The following is a 17,752-nucleotide window of genomic DNA, read 5'->3' as shown; positions in this document are numbered from 1 at the left end:
ATGTACCACGCGGTGGGGCGCCGGCCGTCGCGGGCGGCGTACGGCCTGTCGGTCGCTCCGGAGGCGTTCGCCGAACAGATGGACCTGCTCGGCGCTCAGGGGTTCACCCCGCTCACCACCGCGCGGCTCGCCGCGGCCTGGCGCGGCGGCGCTCCCCTGCCGCCGCGCCCGGTGCTGATCACCTTCGACGACGGTTACGAGGGCGTGCACCGGCACGCCCTCCCCGCTCTGGCCGCCCACGGCTTCGCCGCCACCGTCTTCCTCTCGACGGGCTGGCTTCGGGGACCGCACGACGGCGGCGGGGCCCCCGACACCATGCTCGACTGGGACCAGGTGCGGGACCTGGCCGCCGCAGGGACCGAGATCGGCGGCCACAGCCACACCCACCCGCAGATGGACCAACTGCCGGACCGCGAGCTGTGGTTCGAGACGCTGCGGTGCCGGGAGATCATCACGGCGGAACTGGGCGCCCCGCCCGTGTCCTTCGCCTATCCGTACGGTTACTCCAGCCGGCGGGTGCGCCGTACCGTGCGCGAGGCCGGCTTCGCGCAGGCGCTCGCGGTGCGCAACGCCCTCGCCGAGCGGTGTCAGGGACCGTACGCCCTGGCGCGGGTGACCGTACGGCGTACCACCGGCATCGAGGAGTTCGAGCGCCTGGTGCACGGGCGGGCGATCGCCCGTACCTTCGTGGGGAGCCGGATCCTCACCCAGGGGTACGCCATGGTCCGAAGAGCCCGCACGGCCGGCCGGAAGGTAAGCAGGATCCGTGTCTGACACGACCACCGCCCGGGCCGAAAGCCCGGCGAAGGACCCGCCGCCGGCCGGGCGGCGGTTGCGCCTGCCCGGCGACGGCGGCCGGAACCCGCTCTTCCGCAACGCCTACGCGCTGATGCTCAACACGGGGATCAGCGCGCTGCTCGGTCTGAGTTTCTGGCTGGCGGCGGCCCGGTACTACTCGGAGTCCGCGGTGGGCCAGGGTTCGGCGGCCATCGCCGCGATGAAGCTGCTGGCCGGTCTCACCGCGCTGACGCTCACCGGGGCGCTGGCCCGCTTCATACCGGTGGCGGGCCGCAGGACGGGCCGGCTGGTGTTCCACACGTACGCGGCGAGTTCCGTGGTGGTCGCCGGCGCGGCGCTGGTGTTCCTGTCCACGCTCGGCCTGTGGGGGCCCTCGTACAGCTTCCTGCACGGCCCGCTGAACGGCTCCGTGTTCGTGCTCGCCGTCGTCGGCTGGTCGTTGCTCACGCTTCAGGACGGGGTGCTGACGGGCCTGCGCAGCGCCCTGTGGGTGCCCGTCGGCAACACCGTCTTCTCGGCGGTCAAACTGGTGCTGCTGGTCGTGATCGCGGCCTCGGTCCCCACCGCGGGCGTCTTCGTCTCGTGGGTCGCGGCGATCGCCGTTTCGGTGCTGCCGCTGGGATGGCTGGTCTTCCGGCGCCTGGTCCCCCGGCACGTGGCGGCCACCGCGGACCGCGCGCAGCCGCCGACACTGCGGCAGATGGGCCAGTTCCTGGCCGGCGACTACACGGGCTCGCTCTTCTCGCTGGCGGTCGTGTACGCGGTGCCGGTGATCGTCGCCTCGCAGGTCGGCGCCGAGGACAACGCGTACTTCTACATCACCACCACCATCGGCGGCACGGTCAACCTGCTCGCGATCAACATGGGCGCCTCCCTCACGGTCGAGGGCGCGCACGACCCGAGCACCCTGGCGCGGAACTGCCGTGCCGCGCTGCGCCGCATGGCCCGCATCATGGTGCCGGTCGCCGCGGTGCTGTTCTTCGGCGCCCCGTACATCCTGGGCGTGTTCGGCGCGGGATACGCCGAGGCCGCGACGCCGCTGCTGCGCTGGTTCGCCGTCGGCGCGCTGCTGCGCGTCGTCATCGAGGTGTACTTCGCGGTCCTGCGCGCCCAGAGCCGCACCTCCGGGCTCGCCTGGCTCCAGGGCGCGCTGTGCGTCCTGGTGCTCGGCCTGACGTTGCTGCTGCTGCCCCGGACCGGGCTCGTCGGCGCGGGGATCGCGGAAGTCGCGAGCCTGGCGGTCGTGGCCTCCGTCGCGGGCGTGATGCTGTACCGGGTGGTGCGGTCCGCGCCGCCGGCCGCCTCCCCGGGCGCGGACGCGGCGGCCCCGGACGACGCTCCGGCGGACCTCGCTGCGCGGGGCGGCCTCGGCGGCGCGGGCACTTTTGCCGAGGAGCGTACGGCCGGGGAGCGGTCCCCGCGCGACGCGTCCGGTACCCGCTGGGCACTGCGCTCGGCGCTCGACTCGCCCACCCTGCCGCTCGGGGCGCGGCTGGACTTCGACCACCAGGAGCGCCGGCCCGACGTGCGGCCGGGACCGGAGACCCCGGCCGCGGGCACACCGGCGGTGGCGCCCGGCCACAGCGGCGAGGGCCACCGGCCGACGTGGGCGCTCGCGTCGCCGCTGCCGGGGGCGCTGCCCGCCCGCTCCCCCGCCTCCGTACCGGCCGGTCCGCCGTCTCCGGAGGCGAGCGAGGAGCGCGCGCCCGCCGCAGGCGCGGCGCAGGGCTCCACGCCCGCGCCCGGCCGCCCCGCGCCCCGCGCCCCGCGCGTCGCCCGTCTGCCCGAACTCGGCGTGACCCTGCTGCTCCTGGCGGCGCTCGCGCTGTACTGGGTGCCGTTGCGGGGCATCGGGGAGGCCGGCCTTGACCGCATGGGCGGCCTGGGTCTGGTCTCCGTACTGCCGGCCGCGACGCTGGCCGGTGCGGGCCTGCTCGCGCTGTCCTTCGCCTCGCTGCTGTGGCTGGACCGGCCGAGGACCGTGCTCCTGACCGTCGCCCTGCTGGCCACGGTGGTGTCGCTGCACGCCCTGCCCGCCGTACTGGAGAGCCAGCCGCGCTTCCCGACGGCCTGGCAGCACCTGGGCTTCCTGGACTACATCGACCGGACCGGCACGGCGGTGCCCGACCTCGACGCGCGCTGGAGCTGGCCCGGTTTCTTCGCCCTGGCCGCCTTCGTCGCCGAGGCGTGCGGAGCGTCGGACCTGTCGCCGGTGATCCGCTGGTGGCCGCTGACCATGCAACTCCTCTACCTGCCGCCGCTGTTCCTGCTGACGCGCTCGATGCGGGCGAGCTGGCGGGCCACCTGGACGGGGGTCTGGATCTTCGTCCTGAGCGGCTGGGTCGGCCAGGACTACTTCTCGCCGCAGGGCTTCACGTACGGCATGTACCTGGTGTTCGTGGCGTTGCTGCTGGTCTGGTTCCGCGAGCCGCGCGTGCTGTGGTCGAAGCGGCGGCCGGGCGAGGCGGAGGTCAGGCCGGCCGGGCGGCGGGAGCGGGCGGTGCTGCTGCTGGTCCTGATCGGCCTGTTCGCGGCCACCGTACCGGCCCACCAGCTCACGCCGTTCGTCATGCTCGGGGTGCTCGCCGTTCTGGTGGTCACGGGCCGTTCGACCCTGCGCGGCCTGCCGATGCTCTTCGGCGTACTGGTCGCGGTCTGGATCGGCTTCTTCGCCGAGCCGTACTGGTCGGGGCACTTCGACGAACTGTTCGGCGGGGTCGGCGGCGTCGGCTCCAACGTGACCTCGTCCGTCTCCGGGCGCATCGAGGGCGGCAGTTCGACGCACAAGCTGGTGCTGTACGTCCGGGTCGCGATGGCCGGCGGCGTGATGGCCCTGGCGTGCTGGGGCTGGTGGCGGCGGCGCCGGGCCGGCTACCGCGAGCGTTCGCTGCTCGTGCTGGCCTTCGTGCCGTTCCTGGGCTTCGGCATGCAGTCGTACGGCGGTGAGATGGCCCTGCGCGTGTTCATGTTCGCGCTGCCCGGCGCCGCGCTGCTGGCCGGGCTCGCGTTCTTCCCGCGGACCGGCGTCACGGACGGCGGGCGGCAGGCCGGCCGCGGAAGGCTGGCGCCGCCGGCCGCGCTGCTGGCCGGGCTGCTGCTGATGGGCGGATTCCTGGTCTCGCGCTGGGGCAACGAGTCCTTCGAGCGGACCCGGGAGGGCGAGGTCGCCGCGATGGAGTTCGTCTACGCGCACGACGACCCGTCGGTGCGGCTGCTGTGGATGAGCGACGACACCGTCAACAGCGTCACGCCCGCGATGCCGTGGGGTGCGCGGGACATGGAGAAGGTCACGTACCTGCCGACGCTCGCACCCGTGGATCCGGCGCTGGTGGGGGGTCTCGTCAAGGCCCTCAAGGACGCGGGCCCGAACTCGTACCTCATGGTCAACCGGAGCCAGTCGACGTATCTGCGGCTCGACGCCGGCTACGCGCCCACCTGGGAGAAGCGGCTGACCGCCCGTCTCGACAGGCGGCCGGAGCTGGAGAAGGTCCTGGCGAACGCGGACGTCTCGCTGTACGCGCTGCGCGAGCAGCCGGACGGCCCGGTCGAGAAGCCGGCCCCCGGGCCGCCGGGCCCCAGGATCACCTGGACACCGTGGTCGGTGGTGGGGGCGCTGGCCGCGCTCACGCTCATCGTGCTGCTGGCGGCGCGGGAGGTCGTACGGGTGGCGGTGGCGCCGGGCGTGCGGCAGTTGCAGTGGCTCCAGAGCACGTTCTGGTTCTCGCTGCCGCTGGTGGCGGTGCTGCTGGCGTCGCTGGTGCAGCGCTTCCTCACCATGTCGTAGGGCGCGGTGTCGTCAGCGGCGCCGTGTCCGGGGGGCGGCCAGCGGGGCGGGCTTCAGCGTGGCAGCCACCTCACCTCGTACGGCCGCAGGTCGAGCGACTTCCCGTCGGTCTTCGCCTCGACGGGCCGGTCGAGCGTGTTCACGACGAGGACGACCTCCTCGTCCGCGAGGACACGGACGTCGGACTTGTCGCGGCCGGTCACCCGTACGGTGTCGTCGTACCGCGTGCCGGGCGGGAACTCCTTCGCGAACCGGGTCAGGAGTCTCATCATGGGCAGCGCCCCGCCCCCGTCGGCGAGACGGGTGGAACGCCACAGGCATCCGGCGCAGGTGGCGCCCCTCTTCTGCGGATTCCAGTAGAACGCCGTGTTCGCGCCGCCCTTCGCCATCGCCATCAGGCCGGCGGCGTGGACGGCGGCGCGGTGCGGCTCGCTCCAGCCGTCGCGTTCGTCGGCGTGGTCGCCCGGTTCGACGTAGTACTCCGCCCACCACAGCGGCAGTCCGCCCGAACGGTCACGGATCCATTGGCTCACCGCGGTGAACTTCTCCGTGGCGCGGAACTCGTCCGGCAGCAGCTCGTCGTCGCGGGTGTAGCTGGAGCCGTCGACGACGACGAAGTCGGCGCCCTTCTTGTGCGTGTTCCAGTACGCGTAGCTGTCCAGGACCCGCTGGTCGACGTTGCCCCACGGCCCCTTCAGCGCGGAGGCGTACGTCGGGTCGCGCGGCTCGCGGCTGTCCATGACGAGGTAGGGCCCGCCGACCAGGTTGTCCTTGTCGGCCTTCTTCAACTCGGCGTACACCAGGTTGTACAGCTCGGTGTAGCCCTCGTGGTTCCAGCGCCCGCGGCGGTCGTCGAAGAAGCCCTTGAACTCGTTCCAGACGATGAAGTGGCGTACGTCGGGGTAGCGCCTGGCGACGGTGCCGGCGAGCTTCGCGAAGTCGTCGTAGTGCTCGGGCAGCGGAGCGGTCTCCAGCGCCTCCCTGCTCCAGTCGGTGTTGTCCGACCCCGCCTCGCCGCCCTTCATCCAGTCGGGCGCGCAGCACAGGGTGATGACGGGGGTGCCGCCCGTCCTGCGGATCAGGTCGACGCGGCTGTCCAGCTCGTCGAACCGGTAGCGGCCGGGGGACGGCTCCGGGTTCTCGGCGCCCCAGCCCATGATGTGCTGGATCTGCGGCAACGGCTGCGCGGAGAGCGTCTCCTCGGCCCGGCGGCGGGCGTCGGCGTTCCCCTCGTCGGCGCTGTACTGCGTGTGTGTGAAGCCCCAGCCGAGCTCGGGCCTCGGGGCGCCGCGCGGCGGCGCGGGGGTGCCGTGCACCTTGTCGCCGTCCGTGCTGGTGCCCATGTCACGGCCCTTCCCCGCGTCGTCGGGAAGAGTCGCGAACATCGTCACTACGAGGGCGATCGCGGCCAGTCCCACGCCGATCAGCGCGGTGAGCCGCCACCGCCTTGTCCCGGATTCCCACCCATGGCGTCCCATCACCACCAGCGTATCGGCAGGTGGTGCCATTCCGTCAGGTATCAGCGGAACCGGTACGTAACGGCACGCTGTTCCCTGGAACGGATGAACGTCGGAAACCGGGTGCACGGGACGGCCCCGTGCCGGATCATGGGCGCCATGTCCGCAAACCCTGAGGCCGCTCTGCCGATCCGGCTGAACGTCGACGACAGCGATTCGCCGTCGGACGTCGTCGACGCGCTGTTCCTCGGCCGTTTCGCGACCGGTGAGCAGCCGTACTCCCACAGCAGGTCGATCGACCGGGTCAGACCGGGCGCCACCCTGCTCCCGCCGTCCGCGCGCGTCCTGCGCGCCGCCCGCGACGACGACCGCGGCGCGACGCTCGCCGAGGGGGAGGGCTGGACGCTGCTGGTCTCGCGGTGGACCCGCGGCGCGGACGTCACGGTGACGGCCACCACCTCCGAGCTCGCGGAACAGATCCTCGAACAGGCGACGGACGGGGTGCGGGACGAGCCGGAACCCCAGCCCGACAACGTCACGATGGGCTTCTGGTACGTCTCCCCGCGCCGGGGCCCGCACCGCACCACCCGGCAGATCTCCGCCGGTACGTGGGAGGAGGTGCGGCCGAACTACACCGCTCCGGTCGCCGGCGCCCTCGACCGCCTGATGAAGGTGACCCCCGAGGACATCGCCGGCCGGCTGCTCCTGCTGCACGGGCCGCCGGGTACGGGCAAGACGTCCGCGCTGCGCACGCTGGCGCGCTCGTGGCGCGACTGGTGCCAGGTCGACTGCGTCCTGGACCCGGAGCGACTGTTCAACGACGTCGGCTACCTGATGGACATCGCGATCGGGGAGGACGACGGTTCGGCCAAGGGCCGGTGGCGGCTGCTCCTGCTGGAGGACTGCGACGAGCTGATCAGGGGCGAGGCCAGGCACACGGCGGGCCAGGCCCTCTCCCGGCTGCTCAACCTGACGGACGGGCTGCTGGGGCAGGGCCGCAACGTGCTGGTCGGCGTCACCACCAACGAGGACCTGGAGCGCCTGCACCCGGCGGTGGTGCGGCCGGGGCGCTGCATGGCGCGCATCGAGGTCGGGTCGCTGACGCGGGCCGAGGCGGTGGGCTGGCTGGGCACCGAGGAGGGCGTCGGCCGCGACGGCGCGACGCTGGCGGAGCTGTACGCGCTGCGCCGCGGCACGGGCCCGGCGTCGGTCCCGGCGCAGGCCGACGGCCAGGACGCGGGGCTGTACCTGTAGCGAGGCGGGGGGCCAGGTGCGCGGGGCGGCTTCCCGCCGCGGCCCCTGCCTACTCCCCGTACACCGCTCGCAGGGCGTCCCGCACCGCCGCCAGCGCCTGCTCGTGGCCGAGGCCCAGGCGCCGGGCGCGGTCCGCGTACCCGGCGGCCGCCGCCGCGGCCTGGCGTTCCGCCGCGTCGCCCGCCGCCGCCACGAACGTCCCGTTGCGCCCCCGTGTCTCGATCACCCCGTCGCTCTCCAGCGCGCGGTACGCCTTCGCGACGGTGTTCGCGGCGAGACCGAGGTCCTCCGCGAGGCCGCGCACGGTCGGCAGCCGGTAGCCCACCGGCAGCTCACCGGCACGGGCCTGTTCCGCGATCTGGGTGCGCAGTTGCTCGTACGGGGCGGTACCGGAGTCCGCGTCCACGGAGATGTTCAAGGTCACGGCCCGATTGTCCCCCACCGCCGGAAAAGGGGAGGCACCGGACGACCTCCCGCGCGTAACGTGCCGCTCCATGACCTTGCTCGTACGTGACTTCACGCCCGCCGACACCGACGCCTGGGTCCGGGTACGCCGCGCCTCCGTTCCCTTCACGGTGACGACCAGGGAGTCCGTCGCCTTCGAGCGGGAGACGGCGCACCCGGACAAGAAGCAGCGCATGCTGGTCGCCGAGGAGGACGGCGAGGTCATCGGCACGGCGCTCGCCGGCATCGCGTACGACAGCACCGATCCGGGCCAGTCGTTCGTCACCCCGCACGTCGGACCGGGCCACCGCCGCCGGGGCGCGGGGGCGCTGCTGCTGCGCGCGGCGCAGGAGCACCTCGCCGCCGAAGGGGCCACGGCCGTCTACGCGTGGGCGCTGGACACACCCGAGTCGCGCGCGTTCGCCGGGAAGCACGGCTACCGGCCGACCCGGTCCCAGCACTTCCAGCGCCTCGACCTGGCGAACGGCCCGCTTCCCGAGCGGCCGTCCCTGCCCGCCGGGGTGGAACTGCGCACGGCGGCGGACTTCTCCGGCGACCCCAGGCCGATGTTCGAGGCCGACGCGCAGGCCACCGCCGACGAACCGAGCGACATCAACACGGACTTCACGGACTTCGACGACTGGGTCAACCACACCTGGAACCATCCGCTCCTCGACCACGGCCTGTCGACGGTCGTGATGGCCGACGGCCGGGTCGCGGCGTTCACGGCGGCGCACACGGACGGCCTCAGCCGCTACTGGTCCGGCATGACCGGCACGCTGCGCGCCCACCGCGGCCGGGGTTTCGCGAAGCTCGCCAAGGCGGACTCACTGCACCGGGCCAGGGCCGCCGGCTACACGGACGCGTACACCAGCAACGACGCGGACAACGGGCCCATGCTCGCCGTCAACCGGTGGTTCGGCTACGACATCTGCGCCTCGGAGGTACGCCATGTCCATGAACTCGGCCGGTAGGGGCGACGGGATCGAGGTGGCCCTCGTCAAGGCCGGGCGTACGAAGATCCGCTACCCGGCGTCCGTCCTGTCCGACGACGGCACGCACCTCGTGGTGCGCGCGCCGTGGGCGGCTCCGGGCGTACGGGACTTCGGCTTCGTACGGTTCGAACCGGGGGACGTGTTCACCGAGCACTACTGGCGGGACCGGTGGTACGCCGTGAAGGAGGTCAGGGCGGGTGACGGCGCACTGAAGGGCTGGTACTGCGACGTGACGCGCCCGGCGGTCGTCGCGGACGGCCGGGTGGAGGTGGAGGACCTGGACCTCGACCTGTGGGTGTCGGCGGACGGCGCGCAGGTCCTGCGTCTGGACGAGGACGAGTTCGCGGCGAGCGGGCTCGCGGCGCGTGACCCGGGGGCGGCGGCCGAGGCGAGCCGCGCCCTCGACGCCCTGGAGCTGCGGGCCCGCGGCGGGGGCCTCGCCGAGCTGCTCGGCCACTGAGCCGCCGGCGGCGGATCAGCCGGACGCGCCGACGTCGTTGCGGGGCGCGCCGTCGCCCACCGGGGGCAGGTCGCCGCGCTCGGGCATCTCGTCGGCCCCGGCCCCGTCGCCGGAGACCCGGCCGCTCGGCGGGAGCACCTCGTCCAGTTCCCCCGTGTCGGCGCGGTGCGCGTTCTCGGCGGCGCGCCGCAGCGTGGCGCGGTCCACGAGCCCGGCGTCGGCCCCGACCCGCACCACGTGCCCGTCGTGCGCCCGCGCGTACTCGTGGGTGGTGCCCGTCGCCCGGTACCAGAGGTCGCCGTCGCGTTCGCACGCGCCGCCGCCGGCCGTGGCGGAGCCCTCCGCCGGCTTCGGGCAGCCCGACCGGTCGGGCTGCTTCCGGTCGACCGACAGCTGTATCTGTCCGCCGGTGCCGGCGGATACGTACGCGGCGAAGAAGCCGTCGTGGCCGATGACGCCGACGGACTGCTTCGCCAACTCGAACCCCGGGACCTCGGTGACGTATACGAGCTCCAGCGCCGACTCACCCGCCCGCGCGGCGAGTTCGTGCGACGACGGGGCGCCGGTTCCCGCGCCGGTTTCGGTTTCGGTTGCCTTCTCCGCGCCACAGGCACTGAGCACGACCGGAAGCAGCAGGGCGGCGAACACACGCGGAAGACGGGTCATGCGCACATCCTGCCGCCGGCGCGCTCACCCCCGCACGGGTACGGACACTCAGCCCGGCGCCCCCGTCGCCGGCAGGTGGACCGCCCGCCGCTCCCCCGCTTCGTCGTGGGCCACCGAGTCGCCGTCCTCGTGCCAGTGGAGGACGAAGCGCTCGCCCGCCAGGTACGCGTCGAGGCCGGCCCGGCAGTAGGCGACCAGGTCGGCGGGCACGGCGTGCAGCGAATGCCAGGCAAGCCCGGAGCACTTGTCGGGTTCCCGGTTGTACGGTTCGCGGTCCGCGCCGCACTCCGCCTCGAAGAACCAGCCCGTCCTCGGGGCGCCGCCGGGCCCCCGGTGCTGCATGACCAGGGCCACGCGCAATTCGTCCGGGGCCAGCGTGACGCCGATCTCCTCCGCCGCCTCGCGGATCATCGCCTGCCGTACGTCCTCGCCGTCCTCGACGTGTCCCGAAGGCGCGTGCAGCAGCCCGTCGGCGTACCCGGTGCCGGCCCGGCGGGCGAGCAGCACCTCGTCGCCCCGGCGCAGGAAGAGGTGCACGTCGACCACTTCCCTGTGCCGGGGGCGCGGCACGGGCCGGGCGACCAGCGCGTACCGGTCGTCGTCGACCGCGCGGCCCCACAGGGAGGCGTCGGCGGACAGCGGTTCGTGCCGTACGTGCGAGGTGAGCGGGGCCAGCGCCTCCATCACCTCGGCCGCCGGGATGCCGTCGCCGGCCCAGACGCCCTCGACGAGCAGCAGCCGCCCGCCGGGCCTGAGCAGTGAGCACCAGTGCCGCAGCGCGGCGCCCGCGTCGGGCAGCAGCCAGAGCACGTGGCGGGCCATGACCACGTCGAACCGGCGCTCGCCGACCGGCGGCCGGAACGCGTCGCCGACCAGGATCTCCGCCTGTGCGCCCGCGAGTTTGATCCGCGCCAGGTCGACCATGCGCGGCGAGCGGTCCACCCCCGTCACGCGGTGGCCCTGTTCGGCCGCCAGGAGCGACAGGCTGCCCGTACCGCAGCCGAGATCGAGCACGTCGGACGGCTCCGCGGGCAGCCACGTCCTCATGCGCGCCCGCCATGCCGCGCGCACGCCGGGGTCGAGCAGGCCGTGGTCCGGCTCCCGGTCGAAGGAGTCGGCGGTGGCGTCCCAGTCAGTCCTCGTCATGGTTCCGATCGTCGCAGCCGCCACCGACAGTCGCGCTCACGCCGGCAGCCGCTTGCGGTAGTGGATGCGGTCGTACGCGCCCCGCACCCGCCGCTCCACCGGCTCGTAGCCGTAGCGGGTGTACATCCTCTGGTTCTCCCACATCTTCGCGTTCGTCAGCAGCCGCACCTCGTGCAGCCCGAGCGAGCGGGCGTACGTCTCCACGAAGGCGAGCAGGCGGCGGCCCGTGCCGGCGCCCTGGGCGTCGGGGTGGACGGCGACGGAGTCCACCCAGAGGTGGTCCTCGTGGGGGACGAGGACCAGCACCCCCGTGATCGGGTCGCCGGTGACGAACACCCGCCCCGCCGCGACGTTCGCGCCGTGATCGGCCTCCATCGGGCCCGGTACGACACCGATGCGCTCGATGTAGTGGTGATAGGCCGCGTCGGTCACGGCCTTCACCTCCGGTACGTCGGCGGGCGTGGCGGGGCGGACGGTCGCGTCGGTCATGCCGACACGTTACGGCGGCGGACCACGGCCTTCTTCAGCCAGGGCCAGGCGAGCAGGACCGCGATCACGGCGTAGACCGTCACCGAGAAGGGGGTGTCGAACAGTCCCGTCACGCTTCCGTCGCTGATCTGGAGGGCCCGCCGCAGCTGCTGTTCGGCGGCCGGGCCGAGGATGACGCCGATCACCGCGGGCAGCACCGGCAGCCCGTACCGTCGCATGCCGAACCCGATCAGGCCGATGATCAGCAGGATCACCAGGTCGAGCGCCTCACCGCCCACCGCGTACGCGCCGACGGCGGCGAAGAAGAGGATCCCCGCGTAGAGGTACGGGCGCGGGATGCGCAGCAGCTTCGCCCAGAGCGGCGCGAGCGGCAGGTTGAGCAGGAGCAGCAGCACCATGCCGACGAAGAGCGAGGCGATCAGGCCCCACACCAGGTCGGGTTCGCGCTCGAAGAGCAGGGGGCCGGGCTGGATGCCGTACTGCTGGAAAGCCGCCAGCATCACGGCGGCGACGGCCGTCGTGGGCAGGCCCAGGGTCAGCATCGACACGAGGGTGCCCGCCGCCGAGGCGGAGGCCGCCGACTCCGGGCCCGCCACGCCCTCGATGGCTCCCTTGCCGAACTCCTCCTTGTGCCGCGAGAGGCGCTTCTCCGTGACGTACGACAGGAAGGTCGGGATCTCCGCCCCGCCGGCCGGGATGGCGCCGAACGGGAACCCGATGAACGGCCCGCGCAGCCACGGCTTCCAGGTGCGTTTCACGTCGGCCCGGCCGAGCCAGGGGCGTCCGACCGGGATGGGCTCGGGCACCGCGCGCCGCAGGTGCGCGGCGACCCACAGCGCCTCGCCGATGGCGAAGAGGCCGACCGCGACGATCACCACGTCGATGCCGTCGGCGAGCTGGAGGGAACCGAACGTGAGGCGCTGCCGGCCGGTCATGCCGTCGAGGCCGACCAGGCCGATGGTGAGGCCGATGAGGAGCGAGGCGGCGCCCCGGACCCGGGAGGATCCGAGTACGGACGTCACCGCGATGAAGGCCAGCACCATGACGGCGAAGTAGTCGGGCGCGCCGATGTCCACCGCGAGCGAGGCGACGGTCGGGGCGAGCGCGACCAGCAGGACCGTGCCGATCATGCCGCCGGCGAAGTGGCCGACGGCGGCGGCGGCGAGCGCCTGCGCGCCGCGTCCCGCCTTCGCCATCGGGTTGCCTTCGACGGCCGCCACCACCGCCGCGCTCTCGCCCGGGGTGTTGAGCAGGATCGAGGTCGTGGAGCCGCCGAACATGGCGCCGTAGTAGATGCCCGCGAACATGATGAACGCGCCGGTCGGCTCCAGCCCGTACGTCACGGGGAGCAGCAGGGCGACCGCCATCGCGGGGCCGATGCCGGGCAGGACGCCGATGGCCGTGCCGAGCAGCACCCCGAGGGCGGCCCAGAGGAGGTTGACGGGGGTGAGGGCCGTGCCGAAGCCGTCGAGGAGGGAGTTGAGGGAGTCCATGGGTCAGAGCACCTCCATCAGGGGGCCGCCGGGGAGCGGGACTCCGAGCAGGCTGTCGAAGACGACGTACGTGACGAGGGAGAGGCCGGCCGCGATGAGCGGGTCGCGGTCGTAATGGCGGCTGCCGAGGGCGTACGCCGAGCCCCAGAAGAGCAGCGCCCCGGCGATCGGGAAGCCGAGCGGGCCGATGAGGACGGCGTTGCCGAGGAAGACGCCGGTGAGGAGCAGGACCGTACGCCAGTCGGCCGGTTCGCCGAGGTCGATGTCCTCGCCGCCCTCGGCCTCGCCGCGACCGCCGCGCAGGACGTCGACGGTGAGGAGTACGGCGACGAGCAGCAGGCCGGCGCCGACGACGACGGGGACGGTCCTGGGGCCGACGGGGCCGCGCTGGGTGATGTCGACGTCCATGGTGAGGGCGTCGGTGAGCACGAGGACGCCGAGGAGGAACAGCAGCGCGCCGACGCCGATCTCGGAGTGCTCGCGCAGCCAGGAGCGGGGGGTGCGGGCGGGGGGCTTCATTCCGGTCGTCACAGCCCCAGCTCCTTCAGGACCGAGTCCACGCGCTTGTCCTGTTCGTCCAGGAAGTCGCCGAACCTCTCGCCGGTCAGGAACGCGTCGTCCCAGCCGTTCTTCTGCATCGACTCCCGCCACTCGGGCGATGCGTGCAGCTTCTCGACGAGGGTGACGAGCTTGTCGCGCTCGGCGTCGGTGAGTCCGGGCGGCGCCACGACGCCGCGCCAGTTGGTGAAGTCCGTGTCCAGGCCCGACTCGCGCAGCGTGGGGGCGTCGAGGCCCTTGACGCGCTCGGGCCCGGTGACGGCGAGCAGGCGCAGCTCGCCCGCCTCGATCTGGTCGAGGTACTCGCCGACGCCCGAGACGCCGAAGGCGACCTTGCCGCCGAGGATGGAGGCGAGCAGTTCGCCGCCGCCGTCGAACGGGACGTAGTTGACGGTCTTCGGCCGGATGCCGGCCGCCTTCGCCATCAGCATCGGCGCGAGGTGGTCGGGCCCGCCGGGCGAGGAGCCGCCGCCGACGGGGAGCTTGGCGGGGTCCTTCTTCCAGGCGGCGACGAGGTCGTCGATGGTCTTGTACGGGGAGTCCTTGGCGACGACGACGATGTCCTGCTCCTCGGTGAGCCGGGCGATCGGAGTCGTGTCACCGAGGGTCGTGGGCGACTTGTTGGTGTGTACGGCGCCGACGACGCCGAGGCCCATCGACATGGCGAGTTTGCCGTTGCCGTGCTCGCCGACGAGCCGGGTGAGGCCGACGGTGCCGCCGGCGCCCGGCAGGTTGAAGACCTCGATGTTGTGGGTGAGCCCGGCGTCCTCGGCGTTCTTCGCGGCCGTACGGGCCGTGATGTCGTAACCGCCGCCGGGCGTGTTGGGAACCATGAAGCGCAGGCCGGGTATCTGTGTGCCGGTGCCGGCGCCGCTGCCCGTGGTGAGCAGCGGCGGCCCCACCAGTACGAGCAGTGCCGCGCCGAGCAGGGCGAGGGGAGTGCGCATGCGCACCTGGGCCACCACCTGTCCGTGTGAACGGGGAACTCGCTGGGGAATTCGGGGGACGTGTGAAGTGGCCCACATGTTGCCCGCGTGTGAACAAGCTGTCTCCCTTCCGCAATCAACGGACGTTGTGGTCGTTGTGGTCGGGACCTAGCCTTGCGCGGTGACCAAGGTGCTGGTGGTGGACGACGACTTCATGGTCGCCAAGCTGCACAGCCGCTACGTGTCCGCGATGGACGGGTTCACGGTCGTCGCGGTGGCGCACAGCGGCGCCGAGGCGCTGCGTGCGGCCGAGCGGTTCCGTCCCGACCTGGTCCTGCTCGACGTGTATCTGCCGGACATGGACGGGATCGGTGTACTGCGCGAGCTGCGCGCGGCGGAGGAGCGGTACGCGAGCGGGCACACCGTCGACGCGTTGTTCATCACGGCGGCCCGGGATGCGGAGATCATCAGGGCGGCGCTGCGGGCGGGGGCCCTGCACTACCTGATCAAGCCGTTCAACCGGGCCGCGTTGCAGGAGCAGTTGCGGCACGTGGCGTCGCTGCGGGCCCGGTTCGACGAGCTCGTCGAGCAGGGCGAGGCGCGTCAGACCGACGTCGACCAGATCTTCGGCACCCGCCCGCCCGGCTCGCGCGAGCTTCCGAAGGGTCTCGCGGCGCACACGGCGGAGCTGGTGGAGCGCACCCTGCGGGAGCACTCCGGGGGCCTGTCCGCCACCGAGTGCGCCGAGGCCGGCGCGCTGTCCCGCGTCAGCGCGCGGCGCTATCTGGAGTACTTCGCCGACACGGGCCGCGCCGAGGTGACGCTGCGGTACGGGGGGACGGGACGGCCGGAGCGGCGCTACCGGTGGACCGGCTGAGCGGTTCGGGGCGCGTACGGGCCGGTTGACCGTTCTCGCGTACGGGCCGGCCGGGCGCAATCGCCTGCGGGCCGGCCGAGCGTGCGGGCCGCCGGGCGCGCCCGCCGCACGGACCGGTTCGCGCGGCGGGGTCCGTATGCCCGCCGGTTCCTGAGGCTCGGCTTAGCGTCTCCTTAAAGCCGGCATAAAGATCGCCCAGGACGCCTCTCAGCAGCGGTTTTCGCCGCTGTCCGGGGCTAGCGTGCTGTGCGCCGGGGCGGGTTCAGTCCGTCGGCGCCGCTGGTTTCGGGGGGCCGCGCCGCCGGACTCGATCCCGTCCCCGTGCCCCCGCACGCTTCCCCACCGCAAGGAGAACGTCCCGATGACCGCTCGCCGCCGTACAGCCGCCTCGATCGCCGCCCTCGGCGTCGCGCCGCTCGCGCTGACCGTCCTGTCCGCCGCGCCCGCTTCCGCCCACGGCTCGATGACGGACCCGGTCTCCCGCGTGTCGGCCTGTTACGCGGAGGGCCCGGAGAGCCCGGACTCGGCGGCGTGCAAGGCGGCCGTGGCGGCCAGTGGTGTGCAGGCGTTCTACGACTGGAACGCGGTGAACATCGCGAACGCCGCCGGAAAGCACCGCCAGTTGATCCCGGACGGGAAGCTGTGCAGCGCCGGCAACGACAAGTACAAGGGCCTGGACCTGCCGCGCGCCGACTGGCCGTCGTCGAAGCTCGCCCCGGGCAAGCACACCTTCCGCTACAAGGGCACCGCCCCGCACAAGGGCTCGTTCGACCTGTACATCACCAAGGACGGCTACGACCCGGCCAAGCCGCTGAAGTGGTCCGACCTGGAGGCCCAGCCCTTCGCCAGCGTCACCGACCCGGCCATGGAGAACGGTGACTACGTCTTCGACGGCACGGTCCCGGGCAAGTCGGGCCGTCATCTCGTCTACAGCGTCTGGCAGCGCTCGGACAGCCCGGAAGCGTTCTACACCTGCTCCGACGTGGTGTTCGGCAAGGACACCGGCGGCTCGGGCCCCGCCCCGGCCCCGGTCGCGTCCGCGCCCAGCGAGGAGGACATCGCCGACGGCGCCGACGAGTCGTCCGTGGAGCACGGCGGTCACGGCGACGACGACCACGAGACCGGCGCGGAGGTGACGGCCCCGGCCGCCGGTCAGGACGCCGACGGACAGGACGCTCCCGGCGAGGGCGGCGCCCGCGACGACGGGAAGCCGGCCGCCGGCGAGCCCGCCGCCGAGGAGCCCGCCGGCAACGCGCCGGAGGCGAAGAGCGACACCGCTCGGCCGGTAGCCGCCGGCGAGAACCTGGCGGAGACCGGTGGCGACAGCACCACCCCGTACATCGCGGTCGGCGGCGCCGCGGCGCTGGCCCTCGGCGCCGCGGTGATGTTCGCCTCCGTCCGCCGCAGGGCCGCCCGCCGCTGACCGCGGCGTACGAGTACGACCGCACACGAACGGCCGGGCCCGTACGATCCGGGCCCGGCCCTGCGGCCGCTGCCGCCCCCGCCTCGTTTCCCGGGCGGGGGCGGCAGCCGTGTATCAGGCCGCCGACGCGCAGGTGGTCGGGGTGGCCCGGGCCGGGTCGAGGGCGTTGGCCACCTCGTGGAACGCGATCCGGTCGACCAGTCCGATCGCCACATGCTCGGACAGGTCGACCGGGCACAGGTCCTGGAGCAGCACGTTCCGTACGCCGGGGCCGTCAAGGAACTGCGAGCGGTACGGGGTGACCACCTGGTCGTACCGGGTCGCGATGACGGTGTAGCGCACACCGGGAACGGTGTCGCCGCCCTCGTTGAGCCTGGTCAGGAAGGCGGAGCCGGCGATCTGGTCGGCGAGCGACGGGGTCTTGGTGGTCAGCAGGTGGCCGACGCCGGGGAAGTACGGGAGGAGCCGGGTGAGCCCGAGGAGCGTCGTGCCGTGGTTGTCGGGCGCGATGCCGACGAGCGCGTTCACCTCGTCGGCCCCGCCGAGGAACTTGAGGTAGTGACGCGGCATCAGGCCGCCCTGGGAGTGCCCCACGAGGTCGGCCTCGGGTGCGCCGGTGGCGGCGAGCACCTTGTCGACGAACGTGTCGAGCTGCTGCGCCGACTTGTCGATCGGGCCGAGGCCGTGGAAGAAGGGCACGTCCGGCAGTTGCCCGTAGTCGAGGGAGAAGACGCAGTAGCCGCGCTTGACCAGGTACGGGGCGAGGCCGAGCCAGTTGTCGACGGAGTTCCCGAAGGTGCCGTGGACGAGGACGACCGGGCGGGGGTGCGCGGCGGACGGCCGGCAGGAGTAGTCGTTCCATCCGCTGGTGGGGGCGGACGCGGCGGCGCTCGCCGTGGCGGTGGGGGTGAGGGTGGCGGCGAGCACCAGGAGCAGGGCGGCGGCCGGTCTGAGGGCGCGCTTCCAGGGCAGCATCGGGTGA

The 17,752-nt window shown here is 73.2% G+C and carries 16 protein-coding genes; 7 read left to right on the top strand and 9 right to left on the bottom strand.

What is annotated here, in order from left to right:
* Positions 1-774 carry a polysaccharide deacetylase family protein gene (locus ACWGH0_RS23305; RefSeq protein WP_453406161.1) on the top strand — a complete coding sequence of 258 codons (774 nt, stop codon included), beginning with the start codon at positions 1-3 and terminating at the stop codon, positions 772-774.
* A complete protein-coding gene (locus ACWGH0_RS23300; RefSeq protein WP_453406136.1) occupies positions 767-4,582 on the top strand; it encodes a lipopolysaccharide biosynthesis protein in 3,816 nt (1,271 codons plus the stop codon). The genes ACWGH0_RS23305 and ACWGH0_RS23300 overlap by 8 nt, the downstream gene beginning before the upstream one ends.
* A 53-nt stretch (positions 4,583-4,635) precedes the next feature.
* Here the strand turns inward: ACWGH0_RS23300 and ACWGH0_RS23295 are convergent, their stop codons facing one another.
* Positions 4,636-6,060 (bottom strand): xylan 1,4-beta-xylosidase, encoded by a 1,425-nt coding sequence (locus ACWGH0_RS23295; protein ID WP_453406135.1) that lies wholly within the window; start codon positions 6,058-6,060, stop codon positions 4,636-4,638.
* A 138-nt stretch (positions 6,061-6,198) separates the two neighbouring features.
* Here ACWGH0_RS23295 and ACWGH0_RS23290 point away from each other — a divergent pair, with 138 nt between their 5' ends.
* Complete coding sequence (locus tag ACWGH0_RS23290; protein ID WP_453406134.1) at positions 6,199-7,293, top strand: DUF5925 domain-containing protein; 1,095 nt, start codon at positions 6,199-6,201, stop codon at positions 7,291-7,293.
* Positions 7,294-7,342: 49 nt separating this feature from the next.
* Here the strand turns inward: ACWGH0_RS23290 and ACWGH0_RS23285 are convergent, their stop codons facing one another.
* Positions 7,343-7,717 carry a GntR family transcriptional regulator gene (locus tag ACWGH0_RS23285; RefSeq protein WP_453406133.1) on the bottom strand — a complete coding sequence of 125 codons (375 nt, stop codon included), beginning with the start codon at positions 7,715-7,717 and terminating at the stop codon, positions 7,343-7,345.
* A 70-nt stretch (positions 7,718-7,787) separates the two neighbouring features.
* On the opposite strand from ACWGH0_RS23285, the gene ACWGH0_RS23280 reads away from it, so the two are divergent.
* Positions 7,788-8,711: a GNAT family N-acetyltransferase gene (locus ACWGH0_RS23280; protein WP_453406132.1), complete on the top strand. Its 924-nt coding sequence runs from the start codon at positions 7,788-7,790 to the stop codon at positions 8,709-8,711.
* Complete coding sequence (locus ACWGH0_RS23275; RefSeq protein ID WP_453406131.1) at positions 8,689-9,192, top strand: DUF402 domain-containing protein; 504 nt, start codon at positions 8,689-8,691, stop codon at positions 9,190-9,192. The genes ACWGH0_RS23280 and ACWGH0_RS23275 overlap by 23 nt, the downstream gene beginning before the upstream one ends.
* A 15-nt stretch (positions 9,193-9,207) precedes the next feature.
* Here the strand turns inward: ACWGH0_RS23275 and ACWGH0_RS23270 are convergent, their stop codons facing one another.
* From ACWGH0_RS23270 to ACWGH0_RS23245, 6 genes are read right to left on the bottom strand one after another with little or no spacing between them, the layout of a single operon-like run.
* Positions 9,208-9,858 (bottom strand): hypothetical protein, encoded by a 651-nt coding sequence (locus ACWGH0_RS23270; RefSeq protein ID WP_453406130.1) that lies wholly within the window; start codon positions 9,856-9,858, stop codon positions 9,208-9,210.
* Positions 9,859-9,906: 48 nt separating this feature from the next.
* The gene (locus tag ACWGH0_RS23265) at positions 9,907-11,004 is read right to left on the bottom strand and encodes a methyltransferase domain-containing protein (protein WP_453406129.1); all 1,098 of its coding nucleotides are present in this window, start codon (positions 11,002-11,004) and stop codon (positions 9,907-9,909) included.
* Between the two features lie 36 nt (positions 11,005-11,040).
* Complete coding sequence (locus ACWGH0_RS23260; RefSeq protein WP_453406128.1) at positions 11,041-11,493, bottom strand: GNAT family N-acetyltransferase; 453 nt, start codon at positions 11,491-11,493, stop codon at positions 11,041-11,043.
* Positions 11,490-12,986 (bottom strand): tripartite tricarboxylate transporter permease, encoded by a 1,497-nt coding sequence (locus ACWGH0_RS23255; protein ID WP_453406127.1) that lies wholly within the window; start codon positions 12,984-12,986, stop codon positions 11,490-11,492. The genes ACWGH0_RS23260 and ACWGH0_RS23255 overlap by 4 nt, the downstream gene beginning before the upstream one ends.
* Positions 12,987-12,989: 3 nt before the next feature.
* The gene (locus ACWGH0_RS23250; RefSeq protein ID WP_453406160.1) at positions 12,990-13,505 is read right to left on the bottom strand and encodes a tripartite tricarboxylate transporter TctB family protein; all 516 of its coding nucleotides are present in this window, start codon (positions 13,503-13,505) and stop codon (positions 12,990-12,992) included.
* Positions 13,506-13,513: 8 nt separating this feature from the next.
* Positions 13,514-14,497, bottom strand: coding sequence for a Bug family tripartite tricarboxylate transporter substrate binding protein (locus ACWGH0_RS23245; RefSeq protein WP_453406126.1), 984 nt, complete (start codon positions 14,495-14,497; stop codon positions 13,514-13,516).
* 154 nt (positions 14,498-14,651) lie between these two features.
* Between ACWGH0_RS23245 and ACWGH0_RS23240 the strand changes: the two genes are divergently transcribed.
* A complete protein-coding gene (locus ACWGH0_RS23240) occupies positions 14,652-15,347 on the top strand; it encodes a response regulator (protein ID WP_453406125.1) in 696 nt (231 codons plus the stop codon).
* Positions 15,348-15,708: 361 nt separating this feature from the next.
* Positions 15,709-16,770, top strand: a complete 1,062-nt coding sequence (locus ACWGH0_RS23235; protein ID WP_453406124.1) for a lytic polysaccharide monooxygenase — start codon at positions 15,709-15,711, stop codon at positions 16,768-16,770.
* Between the two features lie 114 nt (positions 16,771-16,884).
* Here the strand turns inward: ACWGH0_RS23235 and ACWGH0_RS23230 are convergent, their stop codons facing one another.
* The gene (locus ACWGH0_RS23230; RefSeq protein WP_453406123.1) at positions 16,885-17,745 is read right to left on the bottom strand and encodes an esterase/lipase family protein; all 861 of its coding nucleotides are present in this window, start codon (positions 17,743-17,745) and stop codon (positions 16,885-16,887) included.
* Positions 17,746-17,752: the final 7 nt, after the last annotated feature.

The organism is Streptomyces sp. NPDC054887 (assembly GCF_053610585.1).
The sequence above is the reverse complement of the archived record's forward strand: the minus strand, read 5'-3'. Positions and strand labels throughout refer to the sequence as shown.